We start from the raw sequence: 25,693 nt of genomic DNA on the forward strand, positions 1-25,693 counted from the left end.
CTCGGACACACCATCCCCTTCCGTTTACTCCCGTTCTCGTCGAGATTACGCACCGTCAGGGCCTAACAAATGTCGGTAGTAATAGGGCCGAACGGGTGGGAGTCCCGGCTCCAGATCGTGAACGGTTCGTGGGACGCCTTACTCTGAAAGCCATGGCTCCCGGCTACCCGTATGACGATGCCCGCCCGCGCGGAGGGACGTACGACCCTCCACGCGGTGCGGACTCTGAGGCGGGCGGCTACCGCCGGGCCGCGTTGCCCGAGGCTGACGGCTATCGCGACCGCGGTCGGCGTGCCGCTCCGGAGCCTGCTCGTCCGCCCGCGCCGCGCTCGTCCCCGGAGCCGCGGGGCGCGTCCGGAGGCTACGACGACGCCTACGGCGCCGGCCGCCGGGAGGACGCGTACCCGCACGTCGCCAGCACCCCGCCGGACGGCCGGGCCTACGACGACCGCGCCTACGACGACCGGCCCCGCGACGACTACGCGGGCCACGGCGAACCGACCGTCCTCGCGGCCCGCGGCGGCGCTGCGGACCGAGGAGGCGTCGCAGAGCGCGGGCCCGCGGACCGCGGAGGGCTCGCGGACCGCGGAGGGCTCGCGGACCGCGGAGGCGTCGCGGACCGCGGAGGGCTCGCGGACCGCGGAGGCGTGGCAGAGCGCGGAGGGCTCGACGAGCGGGGGCGGCGGCCCGATCGCAGCGATTACGACCAGCGGGCGGCCTACGGCGACTACGACCGGGGCGACGACCGCACCGAGCGCATCGACGACTACCGCGGCGGCTACGGCCGCGGACCGGACGACGACGGCTACGACGACCGCCGCGCCGGCGGGCGCCCCACGAACGACCCGCGGGGATACGACGACCGCCGCGACCCGGCCGCCGCCGGCTACGACGACCGGCGCGCCACCGGCCGCACACCGGACGACCCGCGGTTAGCCGGCCGCACACCGGACGACCCGCGTGGAGCCGGAAGGGCCCCGGACGACCTGCGCCGCGCCGCGGACGACCCCCGAGGAGCCGGACGCGCCACCGACGACCTCCGCGGAGCCGGACGCGTCGCCGACGACCTTCGCGGAGCCGGACGCGCCGCAGACGATCTGCGTGGAGGCGGACGCGCCCCGGACGACCTTCGTGGGTACGACGACGGGCGGGGCGCCGGCGGGCGCGCGGACGACGGCGGGTACGACGACCGACGCGGCGCCGCGAGCGGTCCGGGGCCCGACGACCCCCGCGGGTACGACGACCGCCGCGACCCGGGCGCCCGCGATGACCGCCGCAACCCCGGCGGACCCGACCACCACGGCCGAGACGGCCGAGCATGGGACGACCGCGGCCCGGACGCCGCAGGGCGGGACGCCTCCGGCCGAGACCCCCTCGGGCGCGACTCGTCCGGGCGCGACGCGTCCGGGCGGGAGCCCATCGGGCGTGACGACCGCGGCCGCACTTCCGCTCGCCGGGATCCCGCCGGGCGGGACGACCGGGGACGTGACGACCGGGGACGTGACTCCGGCGGGCGGGACGAGCGGCGCCGCGGTGAGTACGACCAGCGGGCCGCCTACGACGACCGCGGCGGCCGCCCCTCACGCGACGACCGCGCACCCCGAGACGACCGCGCACCCGGGCGCGACGACCGCGCGCCTCGGGACGACCGCGCACCCCGAGACGACCGCGCACCTCGCGACGAGCGCGGGCCCGGGCGCGACGACCGCGCTTACCCTCGGGGCGGGTACTCCGACGGGTACGCGGACGAAGAGGGCATGGAGACCCGACGGGTCCGTCCGGAGGAACTCGGCCTGCCGCCCCTGGGCCGCCCCGGCGAACCGCCGGTGGACCCCGCCGCCCGCACGGTGCCGAACGCGCTCCCCGGCGACGTCCCGAGGCGCGGGCCGGTCCCCCCGCCCCCGCTGGACTCCGAATCGACTATGGTCCTGCCCAAACAGACCGACCGCGCGCCGCTGGACCGGTCACCGCTGGATCGGGCCCTCCGCGACCCCGACAACGAGCGCACCGAGATGTTCATCGCGCGCCCGGCGTCCGGTGTCCCCGACAACAGCGCGACCCGCGTCGGCGGCCCGCCGCTCGACGAGGCGTCGACCCAGATCATCCGACGGCCGGAAGACCTGCCCCGGATCCCGGGCCTCCCTCAGGGTGGCGACGACCAGGCGACCCAGATGTTCGAGCGTCCGGACGACATGGGCCGCCCGGTGTTCGTCGACAGCAGCGGCCGCCGGAGCAAGCTGCTCAAGATCGCGTTCCGGATCGTCGGCATCATCGCGCTGCTGTTCCTGATCGGGATCATCGTCAGCCTCACCGCCGGTCCGGAAGTCATGCGCGGCGCGATCGTCGGCGACAAGGACGACCCGACGACGAGCCCGACCCCGGCGGCGACCAAGTCGACGGTCCCGAGCAAGAGCCCGTCGGCCGCGGCCACCCAGGCCTCGAAGCCGACGACCAGCCGCCGCTCGACCACTCCGACTGCCCCGCAGACCAAGCCGGCGCCGCCGGTGGTCGATCCGACCCAGGACGAGCCCGACACGCGGCCGACCCGGACCAGGGCCAGCGACTCCCCGGACCCGACCGACGACCAGGATCCCGGCTCGGCGAGCCCGGACGCGAGTCCCGACCCGGGCGGCAACAACCAGGGCGGCGGACGCCGCCAGGGGTGACCGGGGGCGGCCACGTCGCCCCCGGGGCGGGCTCCTCGGAACCCGGACCTCAGCTGTCGCGAAAGCCTCACCACTCTCAACCCGGCGGGCCCACGTCCCCAGGCCGCTCGCCCCACCGGAGCCCGACCCTTCCCGGGCCTTCCCGGACGCCCCCGGTGGCGCGCACAGGCGCTCATCCGGCCCGTAACACCCGACCGCCTCGCCTGACCCCCCTCCGGCCCCTGAGCCCGCACAGCAGCCAGAGCCCGACCGTGTCTCCCAGGACGCGAGCGACGCCCGTCGCCCCCACCCGCGGCCACCGCCCCGGTCCACACCGGGCACCCCGCCTCGCCGCCCCCGCCGACCTGGTCACCCGGGCAGCTCGGCAGCTCGGCAGCTCGGCCGACTTCACCCCCGCCGGGCTCCGCGACCCCACCGAGCCTGGCGACCCAGCCCCCCGGCAACCCCGCGACCCGGTAACCCAAGAGACCCCGGCCGACCCGCCGATCCCGCCCCAACCCCCGACCTGGCGACCTCGCCGAGCGGGGCAGCCCCACCCCGCAACCCCGCGAGCCAGCGGCCCGCGAGCCGCACTAGCCGGGCCACTCCGCCCTGGCGACCCCGCCGAATCCAGCGCCCTCGCGGATCCTGACCACCCCGAGGACCCGGCCCCGGTAACCCCGCGACCCCGACAACCCGAGAGATCCCAGCCGACCCGCTGACCCTGCCCACCTAGGCAACCCGGCGACCCGGCAATCCCGCAGAACCTCGCCGCGTCGGCGACCTCGCCCCCGGCAACCCCCGGCAACCCCCGGCAACCCCCGGCAACCCCCGGCAACCCCCGGCAACCCCCGGCAACCCCCGGCAACCCCCGGCAACCCCCGGCGACCCGTGCGATCCCAGCCACCTCGCCACCTCGCGATCTCACTGACGCGGCGATTCCGCTGATCCGGCGATCCCCGCAACCTTCGACGATCCTGTCGGCACCTGCGACCTGAGAGAGCCGTCGAGCCGGGCGACCCGGCGACCCGAGAGAGCACGGCGACCCTGACCTGCGACCCCAGCTACCCCGCCGACCCCACCGACCCTGTCGGCACCTGCGATCCGAGAAACCGAGTCGGGGCCGGGCGACCCGCCCGACCCGGCGACCTGCGGACCCGCCGACCCGCCGACCTCGCGTCGGCCCGTCGCGTGGACAGAACCTCGCCGAGCGACGCGACCGACCACCCGGGCCTCCCCACGCCCGCGTCCAGAACGCTCCTGCTTCACCGAAAGCGACGAGACCATCACAGATCGCTCAGGCCCGCACAACGGAGTCCCCACTGGACACTCCCGATCCCCCGACCTGCCCAAACCCCAAAAACTCACCATTCGCATTTGCACAGTCACCCTCAGTAGCCAATGTCGCAAACCCGACACCTGATTACTGTGAGTTACCTGATAGTCGGAACCGTTGTTCCATCTCGGGTTTGTCCGGACTCGCACCTAAATGACGCAGTGCTCTGTCCGCATTGGCCCCGCTATAGAGGTAACTCAGCGTGAGATAAGCACGGGACGAAAGAGTCACTACTGTCAAAGCGTGAACAGCGTCGCACCCTCCGATATCACGCAGAGTCTCGAACCGATCGGCGACACCCTCTCGCCCTCACCGGTTCCAGTCTTCGTCGACACGACCGGACGCCGCCGGCGGTACATCCGGGGCATCGCCGGCATCGTGTCCGCGGGCTGCCTGCTCTACATCGGATTATTAGCGTTCAGCCTCTTCACCGGCGGCTCGGTCGGTCTGGACACGCTGTTCCCCGACGGGAAGGCCGTCGCCGAGACGCAGACGTCCACCGCGCCCAGCCCGAAGGCGTCCACCTCGAACGCCGCAGGCGGAACGGGCGGGAACGAGGCCGGCGGCCGCACCACCGCGGCGTCACCGTCCGCGACCGCCGCCATCAAGGCGGGTGCGACCGCCAAGCCGACCGCAAGCGCCAAGCCGAGCGCAGCCGCGACGGCACCGGTCGCCGCCGCACCGACCACCGCCGCACCCACCACGGACGCCCCGACCACCACCGCTCCCACCACCGCGGCTCCGACCTCGGACGCACCGACCACGGACGCGCCCACCACGGCCTCCAGCCCCACCGATGCGGCGGGCGGCGGGGGCAACGACACCACCACCACAGCCGCAACCGCCCGGTAGTCCCAGGCAGCCCGCCAGGCTCACCGCCCCCGGCCCAGGCCCTCGGTCGCGTCCGGCTCAGGCCAGGGACACGAGCTCCATCAGGTCGTCCGACCAGTTGTCTTCGACCCCGTCCGGCAACAGGATGACCTTCTCCGGCTTGAGCGCCTCGACCGCGCCCGGGTCGTGCGTCACCAGGACGACCGCGCCGGTGTACGTGGTCAGCGCGTCCAGCACCTGGATGCGGCTCGCCGGGTCGAGGTTGTTCGTCGGCTCGTCGAGCAGCAGGACGTTCGCCGCCGAGCTCACCAGCCCGGCCAGCGCCAGCCGCGTCTTCTCGCCGCCGGAGAGCACGCCGGCCGGCTTGTCGACGTCGTCACCGGAGAACAAGAACGCGCCGAGCAGCCGCCGGATCTCCCCGTCGGAGCTGTCGGGCGACGCCGACCGCATGTTCTCCAGCACCGAGCGCTCGGTGTCGAGCGTCTCGTGCTCCTGCGCGTAGTAGCCCATCTTCAGCCCGTGCCCCGGTTCCACGGCACCGGTGTCCGGCTGCTCCATGCCCGAGAGCAGGCGCAGCAGCGTCGTCTTGCCGGCACCGTTGAGGCCCAGCACCACGACCCGGGTGCCCCGGTCGACCGCCAGGTCGACGTCGGTGAAGATCTCCAGCGAGCCGTAGCTCTTCGACAAGCCCGACGCGGTCAGCGGGGTGCGCCCGCAGGGCGCGGGAGTCGGGAACCGCACCTTGGCGACCTTGTCCGACACCCGCTCGTCAGCCAGCCCGGCCAGCAGCTTCTCGGCTCGTTTGGCCATGTTCTGTGCGGCCGTCGCCTTGGTGGCCTTGGCCCGCATCTTGTCGGCCTGCGACATCAGCGCGCCGGCCTTCTTCTCGGCGTTTGCCCGCTCGCGCTTGCGGCGGCGCTCGTCGGCCTCGCGCTGCGCGTGGTACGCCTTCCACCCCAGGTTGTACTGGTCGACCTCGGCCCGGTTCGCGTCCAGGTACCAGACCTTGTTGACGACGGCCTCGAGCAGATCGCCGTCGTGCGAGATCACGATCAGCCCGCTCTTGTGCCCCTTGAGGTAGTCACGCAGCCAGGTGATCGAGTCGGCGTCCAGGTGGTTGGTGGGCTCGTCGAGCAGCAGCGTCTCGGCGTCCGAAAAAAGAATGCGGGCCAGCTCGACACGGCGGCGCTGACCGCCGGACAGCGTGCGCAGCGGCTGGCCGAGGACGCGGTCGGGAAGGCCGAGGTTCGCGCAAATGCGCGCCGCGTCGCTCTCGGCGGCGTAGCCACCGAGCGCCGCGAACTGGTCTTCCAGGCGGCCGTAGCGGCGGACGAGCTTGTCGCGGTCGGCATCGGTGACGGCCTCGGCCATCGCGACCTGCGCCTTGTCCATGTCGTGCAGCAGGATGTCGAGCCCGCGGGCGGAGAGCACCCGGTCGCGGGCGGTGACGTCGAGGTCGCCGGTGCGGGGGTCTTGCGGGAGGTAGCCGACCTCGCCGCGGCGCTCGACGTGCCCGGCGTACGGCAGACCTTCACCGGCCAGCACCTTCAGCGTGGTCGTCTTCCCGGCGCCGTTGCGGCCGACCAGGCCGATACGGTCGCCGGGCTGAACGCGCAGCGTGGTGTCGGAGAGCAGGATGCGCGCACCTGCGCGCAGCTCAAGCCCGGAAACGGTGATCAAGGGAATTTCCTCGCAGACGGACGGGCCGAACAGGTCTTCAGGGCGAGGGTCGGTCTACGAGTTCACCCCGCCAGTCTACCCGCCGGTTCCGAGGAGGTTTTGGGCCCGCTAGGTTGACGCCGTCGCCCGCGGGGTATCGGACCGGCGACCCCTGGCCCGGAACGGGAGTGCGAGCGATGGACTTCGATGACGACGCCAACCTGGATCTTTCCCAGGTCGAGGATGCGCGGGGCGGTGGGGGCGGCTTCGGCGGCGGCCCGATGGTCATCGGTGGCGGCGCGCTAGGAGTCATCGTCACCGTGGTGTTAGCGCTGCTGGGATACAACACGCTCGGCAACGACTCGGCCTCACCGGCACCGAGCAGCACGGCGGGCCTGGCGCAGACCTGCGCCACGAGCAACGCGCAGCGGTTCGACAACGTCGAGTGCCGCCAGGTCGCGGTGTTCGACGACCTCCGCGACTACTGGAGCACCCAGGGCACCGAGGCGATCGGCGCCAAGTACACCGACCCCAAGCTACGGTTCTTCACCCAGGCCGTGAACACCGCCTGCGGGCAGGCCTCCTCGGCCGTCGGGCCGTTCTACTGCCCCGGTGACCAGCGGATCTACATCGATCTGGGGTTCTACGACGAGCTCGCGCAGCGGTTCGGCGCGCCGGGCGAGTTCGCGCAGGCGTACGTGCTCGCGCACGAGTTCGGGCACCACATCCAGTACCTGTCCGGGTTCGAGGGCGAGATCCGGAAGCTGCAGCAGCAGAACCCGTCGAAGGAGAACCAGTACTCGATCGCGCTGGAACTGCAGGCCGACTGCTACGCGGGCGTCTGGACGAAGAACGCCAGCGGTGGCGCGGAGAGCCTGGTGAAGAGCGTCTCGGCCGAGGACGTCAAGTCCGCGATCCAGGCGGCCGGCGCCGTGGGTGACGACCGGATCCAGCAGCAGTCGGGTGGCGGGGTGAACCCGGAGACGTGGACCCACGGTTCGGCGGCGCAGCGGGAGCAGTGGTTCAACACCGGTCAGTCGAGCGGCGACCCGAAGAGCTGCGACACGCTCAACCGCGCGTAAGCCGGTCACCCGCGTCCACCACGCGGATGCGGGTGGCGCGGAAAGCGTCCGGGGCGGCCTGCAGCACCGCGAGCCGTGGATCGGGCACCGTGAGGAACCGATCCACGGCGAGGGCCCGCAGCGGCGCCAGCGGCGGGGCGGCCAGCGCGGCCTCCACCGCCGCGCGGTCGCCGCCGAGGACGACCGCGTCGAGGGTCTTCACCTCCGGGAGCAGGATCCGTTCGGCCACCGCCGCGGCGGCGTCGGTCAGCTGCCGGGCCTGGCCCTCGCGACGGCGGGCGAACCGCTGCGCGGACTGTCCACCGGCCTTGTTGCGGCCGTGCACCAGCCGGGAATCGACTTTGGACGCGACGAGCGTCGCGCCGTCGAAGATGCCGGCCGCGTACCCGCCAAGCCGCACGAGCAACACGCCGACGCGACGAGCGCGGGCCGCGTGCGCGACGAGCGCCGGGAGCGGGTCACCGTCGCCGGCCAGGGGTGGGAACGCGGGGTGGCACTCAGCGAGCGCCCCGTCGACGCCGAGGACGGAGAGAAACCGCAGGTCCGGGTCGCGCTCGACGCCGCCGATCCCGCCGTGCCGGTCGGCGAAACCGGCGAACCAGCGTTCGAGGCGCTCCGGCGGGATCTCGACCCAGCGACCTCCGCCGGCCGCCGGCTGTCTCCCCATGGCCGAGCAGCCTAGTCAGCCGGCCGGCGAACGAGCGCAGCGCGCGCCCGGCGGCGGGGCCGCGCGGGCCCGACCGGGGCTATCGGCGGCGCGCCGCGAGATAGGCGAGCACGGCCAGCACCCGGCGGTGGTGCTCGCCGGTGTCGGCGATCGCGAGCTTGCCGAAGATGCTGCGCATGTGCGACTCGACGGTCCGCTCGGCCAGTCGCAGCCGCCCGGCGATCGCCGCGTTCGACTGACCCTCGGCCACGAGCGCGAGCACCTCGTTCTCCCGGGCGGTCAGCGCGCGCCACCGGCCCGGCGGCGCGAGCAGCGCCCCCACGACCTCCGGATCGAGCGCCGATCCCCCCGACGCGACCCGGCGCACGGCGTCCAGGAAGTCGTCGACCCGGAGTACGCGGTCCTTGAGGAGGTAGCCGAACCCGCCCCCGGCGACCAGCGCTACCGAATGCCGGGTCTCGACGTGCTGGGACAGCAGCATCATCGGGAGGCTCGGATGATCCTCCCGCAACCGGCGGGCGGCGCGCGCCCCGTCGTCGGTCATCGTCGGCGGCATCCGGACGTCGATCACCGCGAGGTCGGGCGTCTGCGCGTCGACCTCGCGGACGAGCGCGTCGGCGTCCCCGACCTGGGCGACGACGTCGTGGCCGGCCTCGGTGAGCAACCGGACCAGGCCCTCCCGGAACAGCACCGAGTCGTCAGCGACCAGCACACGCATGAGCGATCTCCACGGTTACGGTCGTGCCACCGCCGGGTGGGCTGTGCACCGCCAGCGAACCGCCGACCGCGGCGATCCGGTCACGGACGGACGGTAGTTCGGTGCCGGCCCCGCCGACCCCGTCGTCGGACACTTCCACGCGCAGGATCTCCCCGGCCGAGGTGACCGCGATCAGGATCCGGCCGGCGCCGGCGTGCTTGAGCGCGTTCGCGTAGGCCTCGGCGACCAGGTAGTAGACCGAGGTCGCGACCGGGTCGGACACCCGCACGTCGTCCACCGCGAGTTCGACCGGGATCGGGCTGTCGCCGACCAGCGCCTGCAACGCCACCGGCAGCCCGTCGTCGAGCAGGCTCGGCCGCACACCCTGGGCCAGCCGCCGGAGCTCGGCGATCGTGGCCTCCAGCGATTCGACCGCGGTGTCGAGTTCACGGACCGCCTCCGGCCCGACGGTCCGCTGCAGCGACCGCAACCGCATCCCGACCGCGACGATGCGCTGCTGGGCCCCGTCGTGCAGGTCCCGCTCGAGCTTGCGGCGCTCCTGGGCGGTGGCGGTCAGCAGCCGCTGCCTGCTCGCGCTGACCTCGCGCAACGCGTCCGCCAGATGCAGTTGGAGGCGGACCACCTCGATCGGGAGACGCGCCTCGACCGCGGCCTCGCGGGCGCGGCGCAACCGCCGGGCCGACGCCGTGCCGAGCGCCAAGAGCCCGACGTCGGCACCGCCGGAGCGCAGCGGGATCGTGTGCTCCTCCGGCGGGTCGGCCGGACTCCCGGCGATGTCGACGTACGCCTGGCCCTCACCGGGGCGTCGGAGCAGCAGACGCAGGCCGGGATCGCCGAGAACCCCGCGGAGCACGTCCTCGGTCCGGTCCGGTGACGTGGTGCCGTCGCGCACCTCGCCGACGAACGCGCGGAGCCGGGCGGTGAGCACGTAACGGTCGCGGTCGACGATCCGGCCGATCGACTCGGCCAGCCGCCGGTGCAGCGGCTGGAGTGCCAGCGCGGTCACGAACGCCGCCCCGGTGACGCCCAGCCTGCTGTCGGCGCCGAGCACACCGGCCAGCGCCACGGCCCCGGCGAAGATCGCGGCCGAGAGCACGGTCGTGACCAGCCAGGACAGCGATTGGCCGAGCAGCCGGTCGACGTCGAACAGGTCGTGGGCGAGCACCGCGACGAGCACCGCGGCCGGGACCGCCAGCAGCATCGCGAGCAGGAACCCGGTGTAGGCGAGCGCCGGAGACGCCCCGAACGACTGCGCCACCCAGCCGGCCGCGAGCAGCACCGGAACCGTGCCGGCGCCGAGGACGAGCCAACGGAGCTGCCACCGGGTGACCTCGTCGCCCCGCCGGTACCGCACGACCAGCGACACCACGGCGGCGCCGAGCGCGGCGAGGCAGCTACCGAAGCCGACCGGCACCGCGGCGGCGAGGACCGGAACCGAGGTGGTGCCGGCGGCGACGGCGCCGGTCGCGTTGACGACGAGCCCGGCCACGCCCGCCAGCCCGGCGACCCGGCGCCATCCGGGCAGCAGCCCGTTCGGGAACACCAGGCAGAGCGCCACGAACCCGGCCAGGTTCCAGACCCAGACGCCGGGCGAGAGGACGCCGACGACGCCGGAACCGGGCCACGGGGACGCGCCCCAGTCCTCGACCGCGAACGTGGCGCACGGTGCGGCGCCGACCCAGGCCAGCGCGGGCCCGACCGGGTTGCCCGGCACCCGGGCGCCGAGCAGCACACCGAACACGACCGGGACGGCCAGGACGAGAAGCGCCACGGACGTCACCGCAACCGCGTCGCCGAGCCCGGTGCGAACGTAGACCAGTTGCAGCGCGGCACCGGCCGCGAACACCAGCACCGGCGGCAGCGCGGCCCGGGGCACCGGGATTCGAGCCACCATGCCGGTCATCGTGCCTGGTCGGGCCGGGTCGGCGCATCAGTGCCAGCACGCAGGTCGGATCCGCAGGCACGAGCCGTGCCGGCCGGGATGTCCCGCGTCGGCCCCGGGCCGACGCTGGTGTCACCTCATCGGAAGGAACGACTCATGGAACTGATCCTGCTCGTCCTGCTGCCGTTGCCGCTCGGGTTCTTTCTCTCCTCGCGGACGGCCGCGTTCGTCGCCTACCTGGCGGTGCACTCGTTCGTCTTCACGTTCCAGTCGACGTCGCTGACGCTGCAGTGGGTGCGCGGGTCGGACGCGGCGTTCGACCGGAGCGGCGCCACGCCGTGGCCCTACCTGGTGGTGAACGCGGTGATCTACGGAGCCGGGTTCGGGCTGGTGGCGCTGGGCGCGTGGCTGCGGCAGCGGCGCGAGAGCCGGCGGACCGCCCCGGTGGACCTCGCCGCCCGGTAAATCGTTTGGCGGCGGGTGTCTTCTGACGCTGTGCCGTCGTATCGGGTGTTCCTGGGGATCCAGTTCGCGATGGCGGCGGTGTCCGGGCTCGTGTACACGACGGTCGTCGTCTACCGGGTGGACGCCGCCGGACTGAACCCACTGCAGCTGGTGCTGGTCGGCACCGCGCTCGAGGCTGCGTACTTCGGGTTCCAGCTGCCGACCGGGGTGCTCGCCGACATCGGGAGCGCTCGGGCGTGCGTGGTGGCCGGGGTCGCCGTGCTCGGAGCCGGGTGTGTGGTCGAGGGGCTGCTGCCGGTGTTCTACGGCATCCTGGCCGCGCAGGTCGTCGGCGCGCTGGGATACGCGCTGGTCAGCGGGGCGCTGGAAGCCTGGATCGCCGGCGAGGTGGGAACGGCGGACCTCACCCGGGTGTACCTGCGCGGTTCGCAGGCCGGCCTGGTCGGGACGCTCGTGGGCACCGCGGTGAGCGGGCTGGTCGCGGGCGTCCGGCTGAACCTGCCGCTGCTGCTCGGGGGTGGCGTGCTGATCGCGGCGGCAGCCGCGCTGCCGTTCGTGATGTCCGAGCGCGGGCGCCCGGCGACCGGCGCGGAGGCCGGCGCCGGCGAGACCGTGCGGGCCGCCTGGGGGCTGATCCGGGTCCGGCCGGCGTTCCTGGTCGTGTTCGGGGTGGTCGCGCTGGTCGGGGGGTGGAGTGAGGCGGTCGACCGGCTCTGGGGTGCGCACCTGCTGGCGAACTTCCGGCTTCCGGGCCCGGAAGCCGCGACCTGGTTCAGCGTGCTCGGGGTGGCCGCGACGCTGCTCGGCCTGGTCGTGACGCAGATCGTCTCGACCCGCACCGGCGACACGATGACGCTGCTGCTCGGGGTCGTCGGCGTCCTGTTCGTCACGACGATCGTGTTCGGGCTCGTCACGAACGTGTGGATCGCGATCGGGGCCGCGCTGGCGCTGGCGGCGGCGCGGACGGCGTTCGCGCCGGTGCTGAGCGCGTGGCTGGTGGAGCGTACGGACCCGGGCGTGCGGGCCACCGTGCTCTCGGCCCGCGACATGTTCGACGCGACCGGTCAGGTGGCGGGCGGCCCGGCGCTCGGCGCGATCGGGACGTGGTGGTCGCTGCGGGCCGCGCTCGTCGCGGGGTCTCTCGCGCTGGCGCCCGCCGCCGGGCTGCTGGTCCTGGCCCGGCGGCGACTCGGATCAGACGTTGAACCCCAGAGCGCGTAGCTGCTCACGGCCGTCGTCGGTGATCTTGTCGGGGCCCCACGGCGGCATCCAGACCCAGTTCACCCGGAAGTCCTCGACCAGGCCACCGCTCACCAGCGCGGCCCGGGTCTGGTCTTCGATGACGTCGGTCAACGGACAGGCCGCCGAGGTCAGCGTCATGTCGATCGTCGCGATGTTCGTGTCGTCGACGTGAATGCCGTAGACCAGGCCGAGGTCGACCACGTTGATGCCGAGCTCGGGGTCGACCACGTCACGCATGGCCTCTTCGACGTCGTCGATCTTGGCGATGTCCAGGGCGGCACCGCCCGGCGCTACCGGTTCCGTCATGCCGTTGTCCTCTCCGAGTCAGCGACGGCCTGAGCCGTCGCGTCCTTGAATGCCATCCACGCCAGCAGGGCGCACTTCACCCGGGCCGGGTACTTCGCGACGCCGGCGAACGCGATCGCGTCCTCCAGCACGTCCTCGTCCGGCTCGACCTGGCCGCGCGACTGCAACAGCTCGACGAACGTGTCGACGGTCTTGAACGAGTCGGCCACCGACTGCCCGACGAGCAGCTCGTGCAGCACCGACGCCGACGCCTGGCTGATCGAGCAGCCGGCCCCGTCGTACGAGACGTCTGCCACGTTGTCACCGGCCAGGTGCACGCGCAGCGTCACCTCGTCGCCGCAGGTCGGGTTGACGTGGTGCACCTGCGCCTCGAACGGGTCACGAAGACCCTTGCCGTGCGGGTGTTTGTAGTGATCCAGGATGATCTCCTGGTACATGGCGTCGCCGAACAGTCCACTCATCCGAAGAACCTCACAACCTGATGCAACCCGTCGACGAGCGCGTCGATTTCCGCTTCGGTCGTATAGAGGTAAAAAGACGCGCGGGTCGTCGCCGGAACCCCGAACCGCACACAGGTCGGGCGCGCGCAGTGGTGCCCGACCCGGACCGCGATGCCCAGCTCGTCCAGGTACTGCCCGATGTCGTGCGGGTGGATCGCCCCGAGCGAGAACGAGATCGTGCCGCCCCGCATCTCGGTGGTGTCGGGTCCGACGATCGTGAGCCCCGGCACGGTGTGCAGCCGGGGCAGCGCGTACTCGACCAGCCGGTGCTCGTGCGCCTGGATGTTCTCCAGCCCCAGGTCGAGCAGGTAGCGGGCCGCCGCGCCGAGCCCGATGGCCTCGGCGATCGGGGGCGTGCCGGCCTCGAACCGGTGCGGCACCTCGGCGTAGGTCGAGCCGTCCATCGAGACGGTCTCGATCATTTCGCCGCCGCCGAGGAACGGCGGCATCGAGTTCAGCAGGTCCGACCGGCCCCAGAGCACCCCGATGCCGGTCGGGCCGACCATCTTGTGCCCGGTGAACGCGATGAAGTCGACGCCCAGGTCGGCCACGTTCACCGGCATGTGCGGCACCGACTGGGACGCGTCCAGCATCACCAGCGCGCCGACCTGACGCGCCCGCGACACGATCGGCTCGACCGGATTCTGCGTGCCCAGGATGTTCGACTGGTGGACGAACGAGACGAACCGCGTCCGCTCGTTGATCAGCGTGCCGAGTTCGGAGAGGTCCAGCCGGCCGTCGTCGGTGATGCGGAACCACCGCAGGGTCGCACCCGTGCGCTGGCAGAGCAGCTGCCACGGGACGATGTTCGAGTGGTGCTCCATCTCCGAGATGACGATCTCGTCACCCGGCCCCACCAGCGGGAACTCCGAGTCGGAAGGGCGCCCGGCCGAGTTCCCCAGCGAGTACGCCACCAGGTTCAGAGCCTCGGACGAGTTCTTCGTGAAGATGACCTCGTTGCGGCTCGGCGCGTGGATCAGGCCGGCCACCGCGTCGCGGGCCGCCTCGTAGGCGAGCGTCGACTCGGAGCCGAGCGTGTGCACGGCCCGGGCCACGTTCGCGTTGTGCCGCGCGAAGTGCTCGGACATCGTGTCGATGACGATCTGCGGCTTCTGCGACGTGTTCGCGGAGTCGAGGTAGATGACCGGGACACCCTCGGCGCCGTCCTCGTCGTGCAGGCGGCGGGTCAGAATCGGGAAGTCCTTGCGGATCAGCTCGACGTCATAGCTCATGAGGTGGCCGCCCCGGCCGCGATGAAGCGCTCGTAGCCCGACTCCTCCAGCTCGTCGGCCAGCTCCGGGCCGCCCTCTTCGACGATCCGGCCGCCGACGAACACGTGCACGAAGTCCGGCCGGATGTAGCGCAGGATCCGGGTGTAGTGCGTGATCAGCAGCGTGCCGATGTCACCGGCGGCCCGGGCACGGTTGACGCCCTCGGAGACCGACTTGAGCGCGTCGATGTCGAGGCCGGAGTCGGTCTCGTCGAGGATCGCGATCTTCGGCTTGAGCAGCTCGAGCTGGAGGATCTCGTGCCGCTTCTTCTCACCGCCGGAGAAGCCCTCGTTGACGTTGCGCTCGGCGAACGACTGGTCGACGCCCAGCGTCTCCATCGCGCTCTTGACTTCCTTGACCCAAAGCCGCAGCTTCGGCGCCTCGCCGCGGACCGCGGTCGCCGCGGTACGCAGGAAGTTCGACACCGAGACGCCGGGCACCTCGACCGGGTACTGCATCGCGAGGAACAGTCCAGCGCGGGCCCGCTCGTCGACGGCCATCGCCAGGACGTCCTCGCCGTCGAGCAGGACGCTGCCGCTGGTCACGGTGTACTTCGGGTGACCGGCGATCGAGTACGCGAGGGTCGACTTGCCGGAGCCGTTCGGCCCCATGATCGCGTGCGTCTCCCCCGACTTCACGGTGAGGTCGACCCCGCGCAGGATCTCTTTGCTCTCATCGCCCGTCTGGACACTGACGTGGAGGTCGCGGATCTCGAGCGTGCTCACTGGGGGTACTCCTGGTTCGTGGTCAGAGATACGAGTACGTCGTCGCCGTCGACCCGCACCGGGTAGACGGGCACCGGTCTGGTCGCCGGCAGGCCGGTCGGCTTGCCCGACCGCAGGTCGAACCGCGAGCCGTGCAGCCAGCACTCGATCGCGCAGTCCTCCACGTCGCCCTCGGAGAGCGGGACGTCGGCGTGCGAGCAGACGTCTTTGATCGCGAAGTACTCACCGTCGGTGTGGACCAGCGCGACCGCTTCCCCGTCGACGTCGACCGCCTTCGGGGTGTCGGCCTCCAGATCCGAGACCGCGCACACACGGACGAAGGCCATCACGCGCCTGCCTTCGCCAGCCGCGCGTCGATCGTGCGGGTGATCGCTTCGACCAGTTCCTCGTCGCCGATCTTCTGGGTGATCTCGGCGAAGAAGCCCCGAACGACCAGCCGCCGGGCCTCGTCGGCCGGGATGCCCCGCGACTGCAGGTAGAACAGCTGCTCGTCGTCGAAGCGGCCGGTCGCGCTGGCGTGCCCGGCCCCGACGATCTCGCCGGTCTCGATCTCCAGGTTCGGCACCGAGTCGGCCCGGGCGCCGTCGGTGAGCACCAGGTTCCGGTTGATCTCGTACGTGTCGGTACCGGTCGCCTCGTCCTGGATCAGCACGTCGCCGACCCAGACCGTGTGCGCGTCCACACCCTGCAGCGCGCCCCGGTAGACCACGTTCGACCGGCAGTCCGGCACCGAGTGGTCGACGAACAGCCGGTGCTCGAGGTGCTGACCGGCGTCGGCGAAGTAGATGCCGTAGGCGTCGATCTCGCCGCCGCGGCCGGTGAACTCGACCGACGTGTACTGCCGTACCAGGTCGCCGCCGAGCGTGATCTGGATGTGCGTGAGCCGCGAGTCGCGGCCCAGCTTCACCCGCTGGTGCTGCAGCTGTACCGAGTCGTCCGACCAGTCGGTGCGGGTCACGACCGTGACGCCCGCGTTGTCGCCGACCAGGATCTCGACGTTGTCGGCCAGCGTCGCGTTGCCCGCGTGGTCGAGGAGGACCTTGACCTCGGCGTTCGGCCTGATGTCGAGCACCGTGTGGTGGTAGCTCGCACCATTGACGCTGTTCCCGGTAAGGGAGACGACCACGTACTCGTCGACGACGTCGGTCACGGTGACGACGGTCGCGGTGCCGGCCTTGCCGTACGCGTCGGCCGAGGGGCGGTCGAACGGCGTCAGCGCGCTCCCGACCCGCGGGTCGTCCGTGCCCACGTGCTCCACGCGGACGCCGGCCGGCAGGTCGCCGCGGCGGGTTCCCACCCGCTCGTCGAGCGTGCCGGCCGGTGCCGGTGACGCAGTGCTGTCGTGCAGGCCACGGAGCCGGTCGAGCGGCGTGAAGCGCCACTCCTCCTCGCGGCCGGTCAGCCGCGGGAAGTCGGCCACATCGTAGGACCGCAGTGCCACGGCCTTGCTGGCCGGCGGCTTACCGTCGACCGGCCCGCGCGGGGCCGGCCCGCCGTGGCTGTGCGCTCCGGCGAGCACAGGAGCATCGCTAGACACTTACTTGATTCCTTCTCTCGTACGGATCCGTCGGCGGGGCGGCGTCAGCCGACAGCGCCTTCCATCTGGAGCTCGATCAGGCGGTTGAGCTCCAGCGCGTACTCCATCGGCAGCTCGCGGGCGATCGGCTCGACGAAGCCGCGGACGATCATCGCCATCGCCTCGTCCTCGGTCAGCCCACGACTCATCAGGTAGAACAGCTGGTCGTCGCTGATCTTCGAGACCGTCGCCTCGTGCCCCATCGCCACGTCGTCCTCGCGGACGTCGACGTAGGGATACGTGTCGGAGCGGGAGATCGTGTCGACGAGCAGCGCGTCGCACTTCACGGTCGACTTCGAGCCGACCGCACCGTCGAGCACCTGGACCAGGCCCCGGTACGACGTCCGGCCCCCGCCCCGCGCGACCGACTTCGACACGATCGTCGACGAGGTGTTCGGCGCCGCGTGCACCATCTTGGCGCCGGCGTCCTGGTGCTGGCCCTCGCCCGCGAACGCGATCGAGAGCACCTCGCCCTTGGCGTGCTCGCCGGTCATGAAGACGGCCGGGTACTTCATCGTCACCTTGGAGCCGATGTTGCCGTCGATCCACTCCATCGTCGCGCCCTCGTGGCAGACCGCGCGCTTGGTCACCAGGTTGTAGACGTTGTTCGACCAGTTCTGGATGGTCGTGTACCGGCAGCGGGCGTTCTTCTTGACGATGATCTCGACGACCGCGGAGTGCAGCGAGTCCGACGTGTAGATCGGCGCGGTGCAGCCCTCGACGTAGTGCACGTAGGCGCCCTCGTCGACGATGATCAGCGTCCGCTCGAACTGGCCCATGTTCTCGGTGTTGATCCGGAAGTAGGCCTGCAGCGGGATCTCGACGTGCACGCCCTTCGGCACGTAGATGAACGAGCCACCGGACCAGGTCGCGGTGTTGAGCGCGGCGAACTTGTTGTCGCCGACCGGGATCACCGAGCCGAAGTACTCCTTGAAGATGTCTTCGTGCTCACGCAGCGCGGTGTCGGTGTCCATGAACACCACACCCTGCTCCTCGAGGTCTTCCCGGATCTTGTGGTAGACGACCTCGGACTCGTACTGGGCCGCGACACCCGACACCAGCCGCTGCTTCTCGGCTTCCGGGATGCCCAGCTTGTCGTAGGTGTTCTTGATGTCTTCGGGAAGCTCTTCCCAGCTCGCCGCCTGCTTCTCGGTCGAGCGGACGAAGTACTTGATGTTGTCGAAGTCGATGCCACCGAGGTCGGCGCCCCAGTCGGGCATCGGCTTCTTGCCGAACAGCGTGAGCCCACGCAGGCGGCGGCGGAGCATCCACTCCGGTTCGTTCTTCTTCGCTGAGATGTCCCGGACGACGGCTTCGTTGATCCCGCGCTGCGCGGCGGCGCCGGCGACGTCGGAATCGGACCAGCCGAACGCATAGTTGCCCAGCGCCGCGATCTGCTCGTCCTGCGTGAGGGGCGCGGTCGCTAGTTGCCCAGCGGGCACACCGGCCTCCGAGCGGTTCTCGGGCGTGATGGCGGTCATGTGGACGTCCTCCCGGGACGGGTGTGGGTCAGGTGGTTCAAACTGCTTTGCGCACCGGTATGTGCGTCGTACAGACGCCGTCTCCGTGCGCGATCGTCGCGAGCCGCTGGACGTGACTGCCGAGCAACCGGGAGATGACCGCGGTCTCGGCCTCGCACAGCTGCGGGAATTCCGCGGCGACCTGGGCGACCGGGCAGTGGTGCTGGCACAACTGCCCGCCACCGGCCAGTGCCGAAGCGCTGGCGGCGTATCCCTCGGCGGAGAGCGCGTCGGCCAGTGCCTCGGCGCGGGCCAGCGGGTCGTCACCGGCACCGGCCATCGCCGACCGGCACCGCTCCTCGAGTACCCGCACGCGCTCGGCGGCGAACGTCGCCACCGCGTCTTCCCCGTGCAGGCGGGCGAGGAACCGGAGCACCTCGGCGGCCAGGTCGTCGTACATGTGCGGAAACGTCTGCCGGCCGACGTCGGTGAGCACGAACTCCTTGGCCGGGCGCCCCCGGCCACGCGGGCCGCGGCCGGGCCGCTCCCGGCTCACGATGTGGCCCTCGGCCAGCATGGCGTCGAGGTGCCTGCGGACGGCCGCCGGGGTGAGGCCCAGCCGCTCGCTGAGCTCGGCCGTGGTGGCCGCGCCCTCTTCGAGCAGCAGCCGGCCGACCCGGTCACGGGTCTTCTCGTCGGTGGGACCGACAGCCGGCTCGACGTATTTCACAACATCATTGTTGCGGATATCCGCAAGACCGGCCAGCGCGGGTTACGCGCGGGTATCCGTGAGCACCGTCACGCAGGGTTGCCTAACCTATTTTCGACACGCCCGATATTGACGTGGTCTGTGAGCATTCCCCCGGTGGGGCACGATGGCGCCCGTGACCTCCGTTCTCCCCGTACGCCTTCCGGACCCCGCGGCACGGGAGGCAACCGTCGTCGCGCGCACGCCCGCACCGCGCACCCGGCGGTCGCTCGCGGCCGATCTCCGGGCGCTCGGCGTCCGCGACGGGGACGTGCTGCTCGTGCACACCGCGCTCTCCGCGCTGGGCTGGGTCGCCGGGCGCGAGCAGGCCGTGATCCTCGCGCTGCTCGACGCCGTCGGGCCGACCGGCACGATCGTCGTCCCGACCCAGACCGGCACCAACTCGGATCCGTCCGAGTGGCAGGCGCCGTCGGTACCGGTCGAGTGGTGGGACGTCATCCGGGCCGAGGCTCCCGGCTACGACCCCGACCGGACGCCGACCGACGGCATGGGCTGGCTGCCGGAATCGCTGCGTACCTGGCCCGGCGCCGTCCGCAGCAGCCATCCGCAGACGTCGTTCGCCGCGCTCGGGGCGCGGGCCGCGAGCCTGCTGGCCCGCCACGACCTGGACTGCCGGTTCGGCGATCGGTCGCCGCTGGGCGCGCTGGCCGCGGCCGGCGCACGTGTCCTGCTGCTCGGCGCCGGATACGACGCCTGCACCGCGTTCCACCTGGGTGAGGCCCGCTCGGCCGGGGCGCCGCGGGAACGGCTCGCGTGCGCGGTGCTGGACGCCGACGGCGAGCGCCGGTGGACCGACTACGTCGACCAGGTGGCCGACGAGCGTGACTTCGCCGCGCTCGGCGCGGCCTGGGAGGCGGCCGGGGAGGTGACGGCAGGCGAGGTCGGCTCGGCCCGCGCCACGATCTTTGAGCTGGACGCCGCGGCGCGCTTCGCCGAGTCCTGGATTCCCGCCCACCGACCGGGTTGGACCACCACCTGACGACCGCGGGACCTAGCGGAACACCACCGTGCGGTCGCCGTTGAGCAGGACCCGGTGCTCGACGTGCCAGCGGACCGCGCGCGACAGCGCCAGGCACTCGACGTCGCGGCCCACCGCCACCATGTCGGCGGGGCTGTCGCTGTGGTCGACCCGGGCGACCTCCTGCTCGATGATCGGCCCCTCGTCCAGGTCGCCCGTGACGTAGTGCGCGGTCGCCCCGATCAGCTTGACGCCCCGGGTGTGCGCCTGGTGGTACGGCCGGGCGCCCTTGAAGCTGGGCAGGAACGAGTGGTGAATGTTGATCGCGCGCCCGGCCAGATCGCGACACAGGTCGTCCGACAGGATCTGCATGTAGCGGGCGAGCACGACCAGGTCGACCTGGTGCTCGTCGATCAGCCCGCGCAGCTTCGCCTCGGCCTCCGCCTTGCCGTCCGGCGCCACCGGCAGGTGGTGGAACGGGACGCCGTGCCAGCGGGCCAGCGCGGCGAAATCGGGATGGTTGGAGACGATCGCCGGGACGTCGATCGCGAGCGCGCCGGTCTCGCGGCGGAACAGCAGGTCGTTGAGGCAGTGCCCGAGTTTGCTCACCAGGATCAGCACCCGCGGCCGGACCGCGAGGTCGAGCACGTCCCAGTCCATGCCGAACTCGGCCGCGGTCGGCGCGAACGCGTCCCGCAGGTCGTCGGCGCGGCCGCCGGCCGGACCGCTGATGTGCACCCGCATGAAGAACCGGCCGGTGAACGGGTCACCGAACTGCTGGCTCTCCAAAATATTGCAGCCCGCACCGGCGAGACGGCCGGCGACCGCGTGCACGATGCCGGGACGGTCGGCACAAGACAGGGTGAGGACGTACTGGGGTGACGATTCGGGCACGGCCTGGAGGCTACCCGCCGCGATTCGGAGCCGAATGTCTACGGCGCATAGAATGCCGCGCATGAGCACCGCGACTGCCGCCGCGACCACGCCGGAGGCGCCCTCGCACCGCGGGCCGCGGTGGCTCGAGCCGGTGCGCAACGCGCCCGGGCTGGTGCGGTGGCTCGCGTTCGGGACGGTCGCCGGCAACGTCGTCATCGTGCTCACCGGCGCAGCCGTGCGGCTGAGCGCGTCCGGGCTCGGCTGCCCGACGTGGCCCAAGTGCACCGACGACAGCTACACGAACACACCCGAGTTCGGCATCCACGGGTACATCGAGTTCGGCAACCGCCTGCTGACGTTCGTCCTCTCGGCGATCGTGGCCGCGGCGATCATCACCGTGTTCCTGCAGCGGCCCCGACGCCGCTCGCTGGTCTGGCTCTCGCTGGCCCAGTTCTTCGGCATCGTCGCGCAGGCGGTGCTGGGCGGCATCACGGTGCTGACCGGGCTCAACCCGTGGACGGTCTCGGCGCACTTCCTGCTCTCGATGGCCCTGATCTACGCGGCCTACGCGTTCTGGGTCCGGACCGGCGAGGGCGACGGTCCGCGCGAGTGGCTGGTCCCGGCTCCGCTGCGCTGGGTCGGCCGGGGCATCGTGCTCGCGGCCGGTGCGACGATCGCGATCGGCACGGTGGTCACCGGCAGCGGCCCGCACTCGGGTGACGGCGCCGCGCCGCGGACCGGCTTCGACCCGGCGCTGGTCAGCCAACTCCACGCGGACGCGGTATTCCTGCTGGTCGGCTTGACCGTCGGCGGGGTGCTTGCGCTGCGCTCGGCCCCCACCGCACGGCGGGCGGTGACCGCGCTGCTCGTCGTCGAGCTCGCGCAGGGCCTGATCGGGTACGTCCAGTACTTCACCCACCTGCCGGTCGCGCTCGTGGCCGCGCACGTCCTGGGGGCGTCGATCCTCTGGGCCTTCGCCCTCCGGGTGCTCTTCTCACTCCGCACGCGTACAACGGTGTAGTGGACTTCAGACCCGAGGACGGGGGCCGCGGCCGGGGCATCGCGGCGGCGATCGTGGGCTTCTTCGCGGCGTGCTGGTTCGGATGGGCCCAGGAGGACCCGCCCGGCTGGCTCGTTCCGCTGCTGGTCGTCGGGGTCGTGCTCAGCGTCGTGGTCGCGATCGCCGGCATCGTGCTGGCGGTCCGCAGCCCCTCGGGCTCCTCGCCGATGGCCGATCCCCGCACCCGTACCCGGTACTTCGTCACGGTCGGCATCGAGGTCGCGCTGATCTGGGCCGGATCGGCGCTGCTCGGGGCGACCGGTCACGACGAGTACGTCGCGGCCTGGATCGCGTTCGTCGTCGGCGTTCACTTCGTGCCGCTCGGCCGGTTCTTCGCCGAGCGGGAACTCCAGCTGTCGGGGGTGCTGATCACGATCGTCGCCGTGGTGGCGGCGGTGGTGACCGTCGCCACCGGCCACACCAGTTCCACCGTCGCCGGTGCCGGTAGCGGCACGCTGCTCGTGCTCACCGGTGCGCTCTCGGTGCTCGGCATCCGGATCCCCGAGCCCGCGCGGGCCAACTGAGGCATTCGGCCCGCGCGGCCCCACGCCGGACGGCACCATGGCGCGATGGGTGGGGGCATCGGCGGCAGCGTCCGCAGTCGTGGCGGGTTGGCAGTGCTGTTCGAGGCCTTCTTCGGCGGGCTGTGGTTCGCGTGGTCGGCGACCGCGATCTCCGACCGGTACCAGTGGGTAGCTGCCCTCGCGATCGCGCCCTTCTTCGTGGTGACCGCCTGGGGCGGAACGCGGGCCTGGGGTCCGGCCCGCGACGGCACCCCGATCGCCGATCCGGTGTTCAGACGCCGGTCTTTCGCGCTGGTCGGAGCCGAGTTCGTGGTCGCGCTGGCGGCCGCCTGGTTCACCGGCGGCTCGTCCGACCAGGCGGTGGCCTGGACGACCGTCGTCCTCGGGCTGCACTTCCTGCCGCTCGGCTGGTACCTGGGGCAGCGGCGGCTGAGGTGGGCCGGCGCAGCGGTCGTGGTCGTCGGGGTGACGGCGCTGGTGATCACGCTGGTCAGCGAGGCGGTCAGCTACCCGGTCGCCGGGGGCGGCACCGGGCTGGTGCTCCTGGCGGCCGGCGTCGTCACGCTCCGGCGCACGGGGGGCGGTCCTCCGGTGTCGGCCGGGCCGGTCACCTCGTGAACGTGACGCCGGTCGCGTTCTCGGAGTACTCCCACAGGCGCCGGGCCGACGCCTCGTCGTAGGCGGCCCTGGCGTAACGCACCCGGACCGGGTGACCGCGGATCTCTCCCGGGCCGCCGGGCCCGTAGTACTCGCCACCCCGCACGCCCGGATCGACGGCTGCCCGCAGCGTCGGCAGCGCTCCCCGGACGTCGGACTGACCGACGACCTGGGTGGCGGCGGCGGAGAGCCGGGTGAACAGGGTCGCGCCGTCGGCCTCCGGTCCGGTGGTGAGCAGGTTCGTCGCGGTGTAGCCGGGGTGCGCACCGACGCTGATCGGGGTCGCGCCCGCGGCCCGCAACCGCCGGTCGAGCTCCAGCGTGAACCAGGCGTTGCTGAGCTTCGAGAAGTTGTACGCACCGGTGGACGAGTACGAGCGCTCGCTCTGCGGGTCGTCGAGGCGGGCCGGCCGGCCCAGCCTGTGCATCACGCTGGCCAGCGTCACCACCCGTGCACCCGGTCGCTCGAGCAGCCGGGGCAGCAGCAACCCGGTCAGCGCGAAGTGCCCCAGGTGGTTCGTGCCGAACTGGGTCTCGAACCCCTGTGCGGTGATGTGCCTGGTCGGGACGTTCATCACCCCGGCGTTGTTGATCAGCAGGTCGATCGGCCCGGTCGTCCCGGCCGCGAACGCGCGGACCGAGTCGAGGTCGGCCAGGTCGAGCGGCCGGACCTCGGCCGGGAGACCGAGCCGGGCCAGCGCCTCGGCGCCCTTCCCGGGGTTCCGGACGGCGAGCACCACGGACGCCCCCGCCCGGGCCAGCGCCTCGGCCGTGCGGTAGCCGATGCCGCTGTTCGCGCCGGTCACGACCGCGACCCGGCCGGACTGGGAGGCGATGTCGGCGACGGTCCAGCGCGCCACCGCGCTAGTGCCGCCCGCCCATGGAGTTCCACTCGGACGGGCCGGTGCGGATGCCGGTCACGAGCTCGCGCTCCCACTCGTCCTTGGTCGGCACCTCGGCCTCGGCACAGGCCTCGAGCGCGGGCCCGGTGCCCTCGGCGACGACCTGGTCGCCCCAGGCGCCGTCGTCGCCCACGAGGACGATCCGCGCGCCCTTCCGGCCGAGGTGTTCGACGACCGCGGTCGCCCCGCCGTGCGCGCCGGCGAACGCCCGCAGCCGCTTCACGACCGGCTTCGGAGCAGTGGTCTCTTCGACGTTCTCAGCGGTCTCAGCAGCCATGAGCACACGTTACCGACCAGTAGAGCCAGAACGCACGTTACGAGATCAGGGCGTCCACGGCGACAGCGAGGAACAACAGCGTGAGGTACGTGATCGAGAGGTGGAACAGCCGCATCGGCTTGACCTTCAGTTCCCGCCGTACCGACCGGTTCAGCCGGTGCGCCTCGACCAGGAACCACCCGCCGGTCACCAGCGCGGTGGCGCCGTAGATCCAGCCGGTCGCGAGCGGCCAGAGCAGCAGCGAGCACGCGACCATCGCCCAGGAATACGCGAGGATCTGTCCGGTCACGACCTTCGGCGCCGCCACGACCGGCAGCATCGGCACGCCGGCCTTCGCGTAGTCGTTGCGGAACTTCATCGCCAGCGGCCAGTAGTGCGGCGGCGTCCAGAAGAAGATGACGCCGAACAGGACCAGCGGGGCCCAGCTCAGCGAGTTCGTGACCGCGGCCCAGCCGATCAGGACCGGCATGCAGCCGGCGGCGCCGCCCCAGACGATGTTCTGGCTGGTCCGTCGCTTGAGCACGGCGGTGTAGACGAGGACGTAGAACAGGATCGCGGCCAGCGCGAGCCCGGCCGCGAGCGCGTTGGTCTGCCACCAGAGGAACGCGACCGCGAAGAGGCCGAGCGCGATGCCGAAGATCAGCGCGTTCCGCGGCTCCACCGTGTGCCGCGCCAGCGGGCGGCGCTTCGTGCGGGACATCTTCTCGTCGATGTCCCGGTCGAGGTAGCAGTTGAGCACGTTGGCGCTCCCGGCGGCGAGCGTGCCACCGAGGACGGTCGCGACGATCAGCCACACCGAGGGCATGCCTCGCTGGGCCAGCAGCATCGTCGGCACCGTCGACACGAGCAGCGTCTCGATGATCCGCGGCTTGGTCAGGGCGATGTAGGCCTTGACCACGCCCAGGGGCTTCAGACGCGGAGGTTTCGCCTGGGCCGGCGCCTCCAGCTGAGCGGTCACGACAGCTCCGCCGTCATGACCTCGGTGCGGCTCTGCTCGCCGGTCCGAGCGCTTGCGCTCGGTAGGGCCCGAGCCTGCCCGGGGCGGGTGCGGGGGGTCACAGCAGACCGTCCACCTTCCGATCGTTCCGACCGTGCTCCGCCGGTCAGCCCTTCGGCGCGACCCTGAGGGTGCGCCTGGGTCAGAATAGACCGCCCCCAATCGTCTACACGCTGTGGGTGGGTGGGACGCGCCGGACTGCTCCTTCACATAGGCGACACCAACCGGAAGCGCGTCGTTCCTTCCTGGGTGGGTAGGGTTTTTGCAGGAGCCGGTCGCGGGACTCCCCCGGCCGGAACAGCATTCCGT

The 25,693-nt window shown here is 72.0% G+C and carries 25 protein-coding genes; 9 read left to right on the top strand and 16 right to left on the bottom strand.

Features of this window, described 5'->3' with window-relative positions:
* Positions 1-152: 152 nt before the first annotated feature.
* Positions 153-2,666 carry a hypothetical protein gene (locus ACIBZJ_RS13455; RefSeq protein ID WP_395928996.1) on the top strand — a complete coding sequence of 838 codons (2,514 nt, stop codon included), beginning with the start codon at positions 153-155 and terminating at the stop codon, positions 2,664-2,666.
* Between the two features lie 1,558 nt (positions 2,667-4,224).
* Positions 4,225-4,833: a hypothetical protein gene (locus tag ACIBZJ_RS13460; RefSeq protein ID WP_395928998.1), complete on the top strand. Its 609-nt coding sequence runs from the start codon at positions 4,225-4,227 to the stop codon at positions 4,831-4,833.
* A gap of 57 nt (positions 4,834-4,890) precedes the next feature.
* Here ACIBZJ_RS13460 and ACIBZJ_RS13465 read toward each other — a convergent pair whose 3' ends face one another.
* The gene (locus ACIBZJ_RS13465; protein ID WP_395929000.1) at positions 4,891-6,492 is read right to left on the bottom strand and encodes an ABC-F family ATP-binding cassette domain-containing protein; all 1,602 of its coding nucleotides are present in this window, start codon (positions 6,490-6,492) and stop codon (positions 4,891-4,893) included.
* A 176-nt stretch (positions 6,493-6,668) separates the two neighbouring features.
* Between ACIBZJ_RS13465 and ACIBZJ_RS13470 the strand changes: the two genes are divergently transcribed.
* Complete coding sequence (locus ACIBZJ_RS13470) at positions 6,669-7,553, top strand: neutral zinc metallopeptidase (RefSeq protein ID WP_395929002.1); 885 nt, start codon at positions 6,669-6,671, stop codon at positions 7,551-7,553.
* Here ACIBZJ_RS13470 and ACIBZJ_RS13475 read toward each other — a convergent pair.
* From ACIBZJ_RS13475 to ACIBZJ_RS13485, 3 genes are all read right to left on the bottom strand, one after another.
* Positions 7,540-8,220, bottom strand: coding sequence for an acVLRF1 family peptidyl-tRNA hydrolase (locus tag ACIBZJ_RS13475; RefSeq protein ID WP_395929004.1), 681 nt, complete (start codon positions 8,218-8,220; stop codon positions 7,540-7,542). The genes ACIBZJ_RS13470 and ACIBZJ_RS13475 overlap by 14 nt on opposite strands.
* A 79-nt stretch (positions 8,221-8,299) precedes the next feature.
* Positions 8,300-8,938 (bottom strand): response regulator, encoded by a 639-nt coding sequence (locus tag ACIBZJ_RS13480; RefSeq protein ID WP_395929006.1) that lies wholly within the window; start codon positions 8,936-8,938, stop codon positions 8,300-8,302.
* Positions 8,919-10,832: a histidine kinase gene (locus tag ACIBZJ_RS13485; protein WP_395929008.1), complete on the bottom strand. Its 1,914-nt coding sequence runs from the start codon at positions 10,830-10,832 to the stop codon at positions 8,919-8,921. Before ACIBZJ_RS13485 ends, ACIBZJ_RS13480 begins: the two co-directional genes overlap by 20 nt.
* Positions 10,833-10,976: 144 nt before the next feature.
* Between ACIBZJ_RS13485 and ACIBZJ_RS13490 the strand changes: the two genes are divergently transcribed.
* Positions 10,977-11,285 carry a hypothetical protein gene (locus ACIBZJ_RS13490; protein WP_395929010.1) on the top strand — a complete coding sequence of 103 codons (309 nt, stop codon included), beginning with the start codon at positions 10,977-10,979 and terminating at the stop codon, positions 11,283-11,285.
* Positions 11,286-11,300: 15 nt separating this feature from the next.
* Positions 11,301-12,506 carry an MFS transporter gene (locus tag ACIBZJ_RS13495; RefSeq protein WP_395929012.1) on the top strand — a complete coding sequence of 402 codons (1,206 nt, stop codon included), beginning with the start codon at positions 11,301-11,303 and terminating at the stop codon, positions 12,504-12,506.
* Here the strand turns inward: ACIBZJ_RS13495 and ACIBZJ_RS13500 are convergent.
* The 8 genes from ACIBZJ_RS13500 to ACIBZJ_RS13535 all read right to left on the bottom strand — a co-directional run bounded on the left by ACIBZJ_RS13500 (position 12,480) and on the right by ACIBZJ_RS13535 (position 19,095).
* On the bottom strand, positions 12,480-12,833 hold the full coding sequence (locus tag ACIBZJ_RS13500) for a metal-sulfur cluster assembly factor (RefSeq protein WP_395929014.1): 354 nt from the start codon (positions 12,831-12,833) through the stop codon (positions 12,480-12,482). The two genes, ACIBZJ_RS13495 and ACIBZJ_RS13500, sit on opposite strands and share 27 nt — an antisense overlap.
* Positions 12,830-13,294, bottom strand: a complete 465-nt coding sequence (sufU, locus tag ACIBZJ_RS13505) for a Fe-S cluster assembly sulfur transfer protein SufU (RefSeq protein ID WP_395929016.1) — start codon at positions 13,292-13,294, stop codon at positions 12,830-12,832. Before sufU ends, ACIBZJ_RS13500 begins: the two co-directional genes overlap by 4 nt.
* Positions 13,291-14,565 (bottom strand): cysteine desulfurase, encoded by a 1,275-nt coding sequence (locus ACIBZJ_RS13510; RefSeq protein ID WP_395929018.1) that lies wholly within the window; start codon positions 14,563-14,565, stop codon positions 13,291-13,293. Before ACIBZJ_RS13510 ends, sufU begins: the two co-directional genes overlap by 4 nt.
* Complete coding sequence (sufC, locus tag ACIBZJ_RS13515) at positions 14,562-15,329, bottom strand: Fe-S cluster assembly ATPase SufC (protein WP_395929020.1); 768 nt, start codon at positions 15,327-15,329, stop codon at positions 14,562-14,564. Before sufC ends, ACIBZJ_RS13510 begins: the two co-directional genes overlap by 4 nt.
* Positions 15,326-15,655 carry a non-heme iron oxygenase ferredoxin subunit gene (locus ACIBZJ_RS13520; protein ID WP_395929022.1) on the bottom strand — a complete coding sequence of 110 codons (330 nt, stop codon included), beginning with the start codon at positions 15,653-15,655 and terminating at the stop codon, positions 15,326-15,328. Before ACIBZJ_RS13520 ends, sufC begins: the two co-directional genes overlap by 4 nt.
* A complete protein-coding gene (gene sufD, locus ACIBZJ_RS13525; protein ID WP_395929120.1) occupies positions 15,655-16,848 on the bottom strand; it encodes a Fe-S cluster assembly protein SufD in 1,194 nt (397 codons plus the stop codon). Before sufD ends, ACIBZJ_RS13520 begins: the two co-directional genes overlap by 1 nt.
* A gap of 62 nt (positions 16,849-16,910) precedes the next feature.
* A complete protein-coding gene (gene sufB / locus ACIBZJ_RS13530; RefSeq protein ID WP_395929024.1) occupies positions 16,911-18,386 on the bottom strand; it encodes a Fe-S cluster assembly protein SufB in 1,476 nt (491 codons plus the stop codon).
* Between the two features lie 37 nt (positions 18,387-18,423).
* Positions 18,424-19,095 carry a helix-turn-helix transcriptional regulator gene (locus tag ACIBZJ_RS13535; protein ID WP_395929026.1) on the bottom strand — a complete coding sequence of 224 codons (672 nt, stop codon included), beginning with the start codon at positions 19,093-19,095 and terminating at the stop codon, positions 18,424-18,426.
* 154 nt (positions 19,096-19,249) lie between these two features.
* Between ACIBZJ_RS13535 and ACIBZJ_RS13540 the strand changes: the two genes are divergently transcribed.
* Complete coding sequence (locus ACIBZJ_RS13540; protein WP_395929028.1) at positions 19,250-20,113, top strand: aminoglycoside N(3)-acetyltransferase; 864 nt, start codon at positions 19,250-19,252, stop codon at positions 20,111-20,113.
* A 12-nt stretch (positions 20,114-20,125) separates the two neighbouring features.
* On the opposite strand, the gene purU is transcribed toward ACIBZJ_RS13540, so the two are convergent.
* Complete coding sequence (gene purU / locus ACIBZJ_RS13545) at positions 20,126-20,986, bottom strand: formyltetrahydrofolate deformylase (protein ID WP_395929030.1); 861 nt, start codon at positions 20,984-20,986, stop codon at positions 20,126-20,128.
* A 61-nt stretch (positions 20,987-21,047) separates the two neighbouring features.
* On the opposite strand from purU, the gene ACIBZJ_RS13550 reads away from it, so the two are divergent.
* From ACIBZJ_RS13550 to ACIBZJ_RS13560, 3 genes are read left to right on the top strand one after another with little or no spacing between them, the layout of a single operon-like run.
* Positions 21,048-21,989, top strand: coding sequence for a heme A synthase (locus tag ACIBZJ_RS13550; protein WP_395929033.1), 942 nt, complete (start codon positions 21,048-21,050; stop codon positions 21,987-21,989).
* Complete coding sequence (locus tag ACIBZJ_RS13555) at positions 21,989-22,552, top strand: hypothetical protein (RefSeq protein ID WP_395929035.1); 564 nt, start codon at positions 21,989-21,991, stop codon at positions 22,550-22,552. Before ACIBZJ_RS13550 ends, ACIBZJ_RS13555 begins: the two co-directional genes overlap by 1 nt.
* 45 nt (positions 22,553-22,597) lie before the next feature.
* Positions 22,598-23,170 carry a hypothetical protein gene (locus tag ACIBZJ_RS13560; protein ID WP_395929037.1) on the top strand — a complete coding sequence of 191 codons (573 nt, stop codon included), beginning with the start codon at positions 22,598-22,600 and terminating at the stop codon, positions 23,168-23,170.
* On the opposite strand, the gene ACIBZJ_RS13565 is transcribed toward ACIBZJ_RS13560, so the two are convergent.
* From ACIBZJ_RS13565 to ACIBZJ_RS13575, 3 genes are read right to left on the bottom strand one after another with little or no spacing between them, the layout of a single operon-like run.
* Positions 23,160-24,068 carry an oxidoreductase gene (locus ACIBZJ_RS13565; RefSeq protein WP_395929039.1) on the bottom strand — a complete coding sequence of 303 codons (909 nt, stop codon included), beginning with the start codon at positions 24,066-24,068 and terminating at the stop codon, positions 23,160-23,162. The two genes, ACIBZJ_RS13560 and ACIBZJ_RS13565, sit on opposite strands and share 11 nt — an antisense overlap.
* A gap of 4 nt (positions 24,069-24,072) precedes the next feature.
* Positions 24,073-24,387 (bottom strand): hypothetical protein, encoded by a 315-nt coding sequence (locus ACIBZJ_RS13570; protein WP_395929041.1) that lies wholly within the window; start codon positions 24,385-24,387, stop codon positions 24,073-24,075.
* Positions 24,388-24,424: 37 nt separating this feature from the next.
* On the bottom strand, positions 24,425-25,345 hold the full coding sequence (locus ACIBZJ_RS13575) for a heme o synthase (RefSeq protein WP_395929043.1): 921 nt from the start codon (positions 25,343-25,345) through the stop codon (positions 24,425-24,427).
* Positions 25,346-25,693 lie beyond the last annotated feature (348 nt).

It is taken from the genome of Cryptosporangium sp. NPDC051539 (assembly GCF_044454545.1).
In the GTDB taxonomy this organism is placed as follows: domain Bacteria; phylum Actinomycetota; class Actinomycetes; order Mycobacteriales; family Cryptosporangiaceae; genus Cryptosporangium.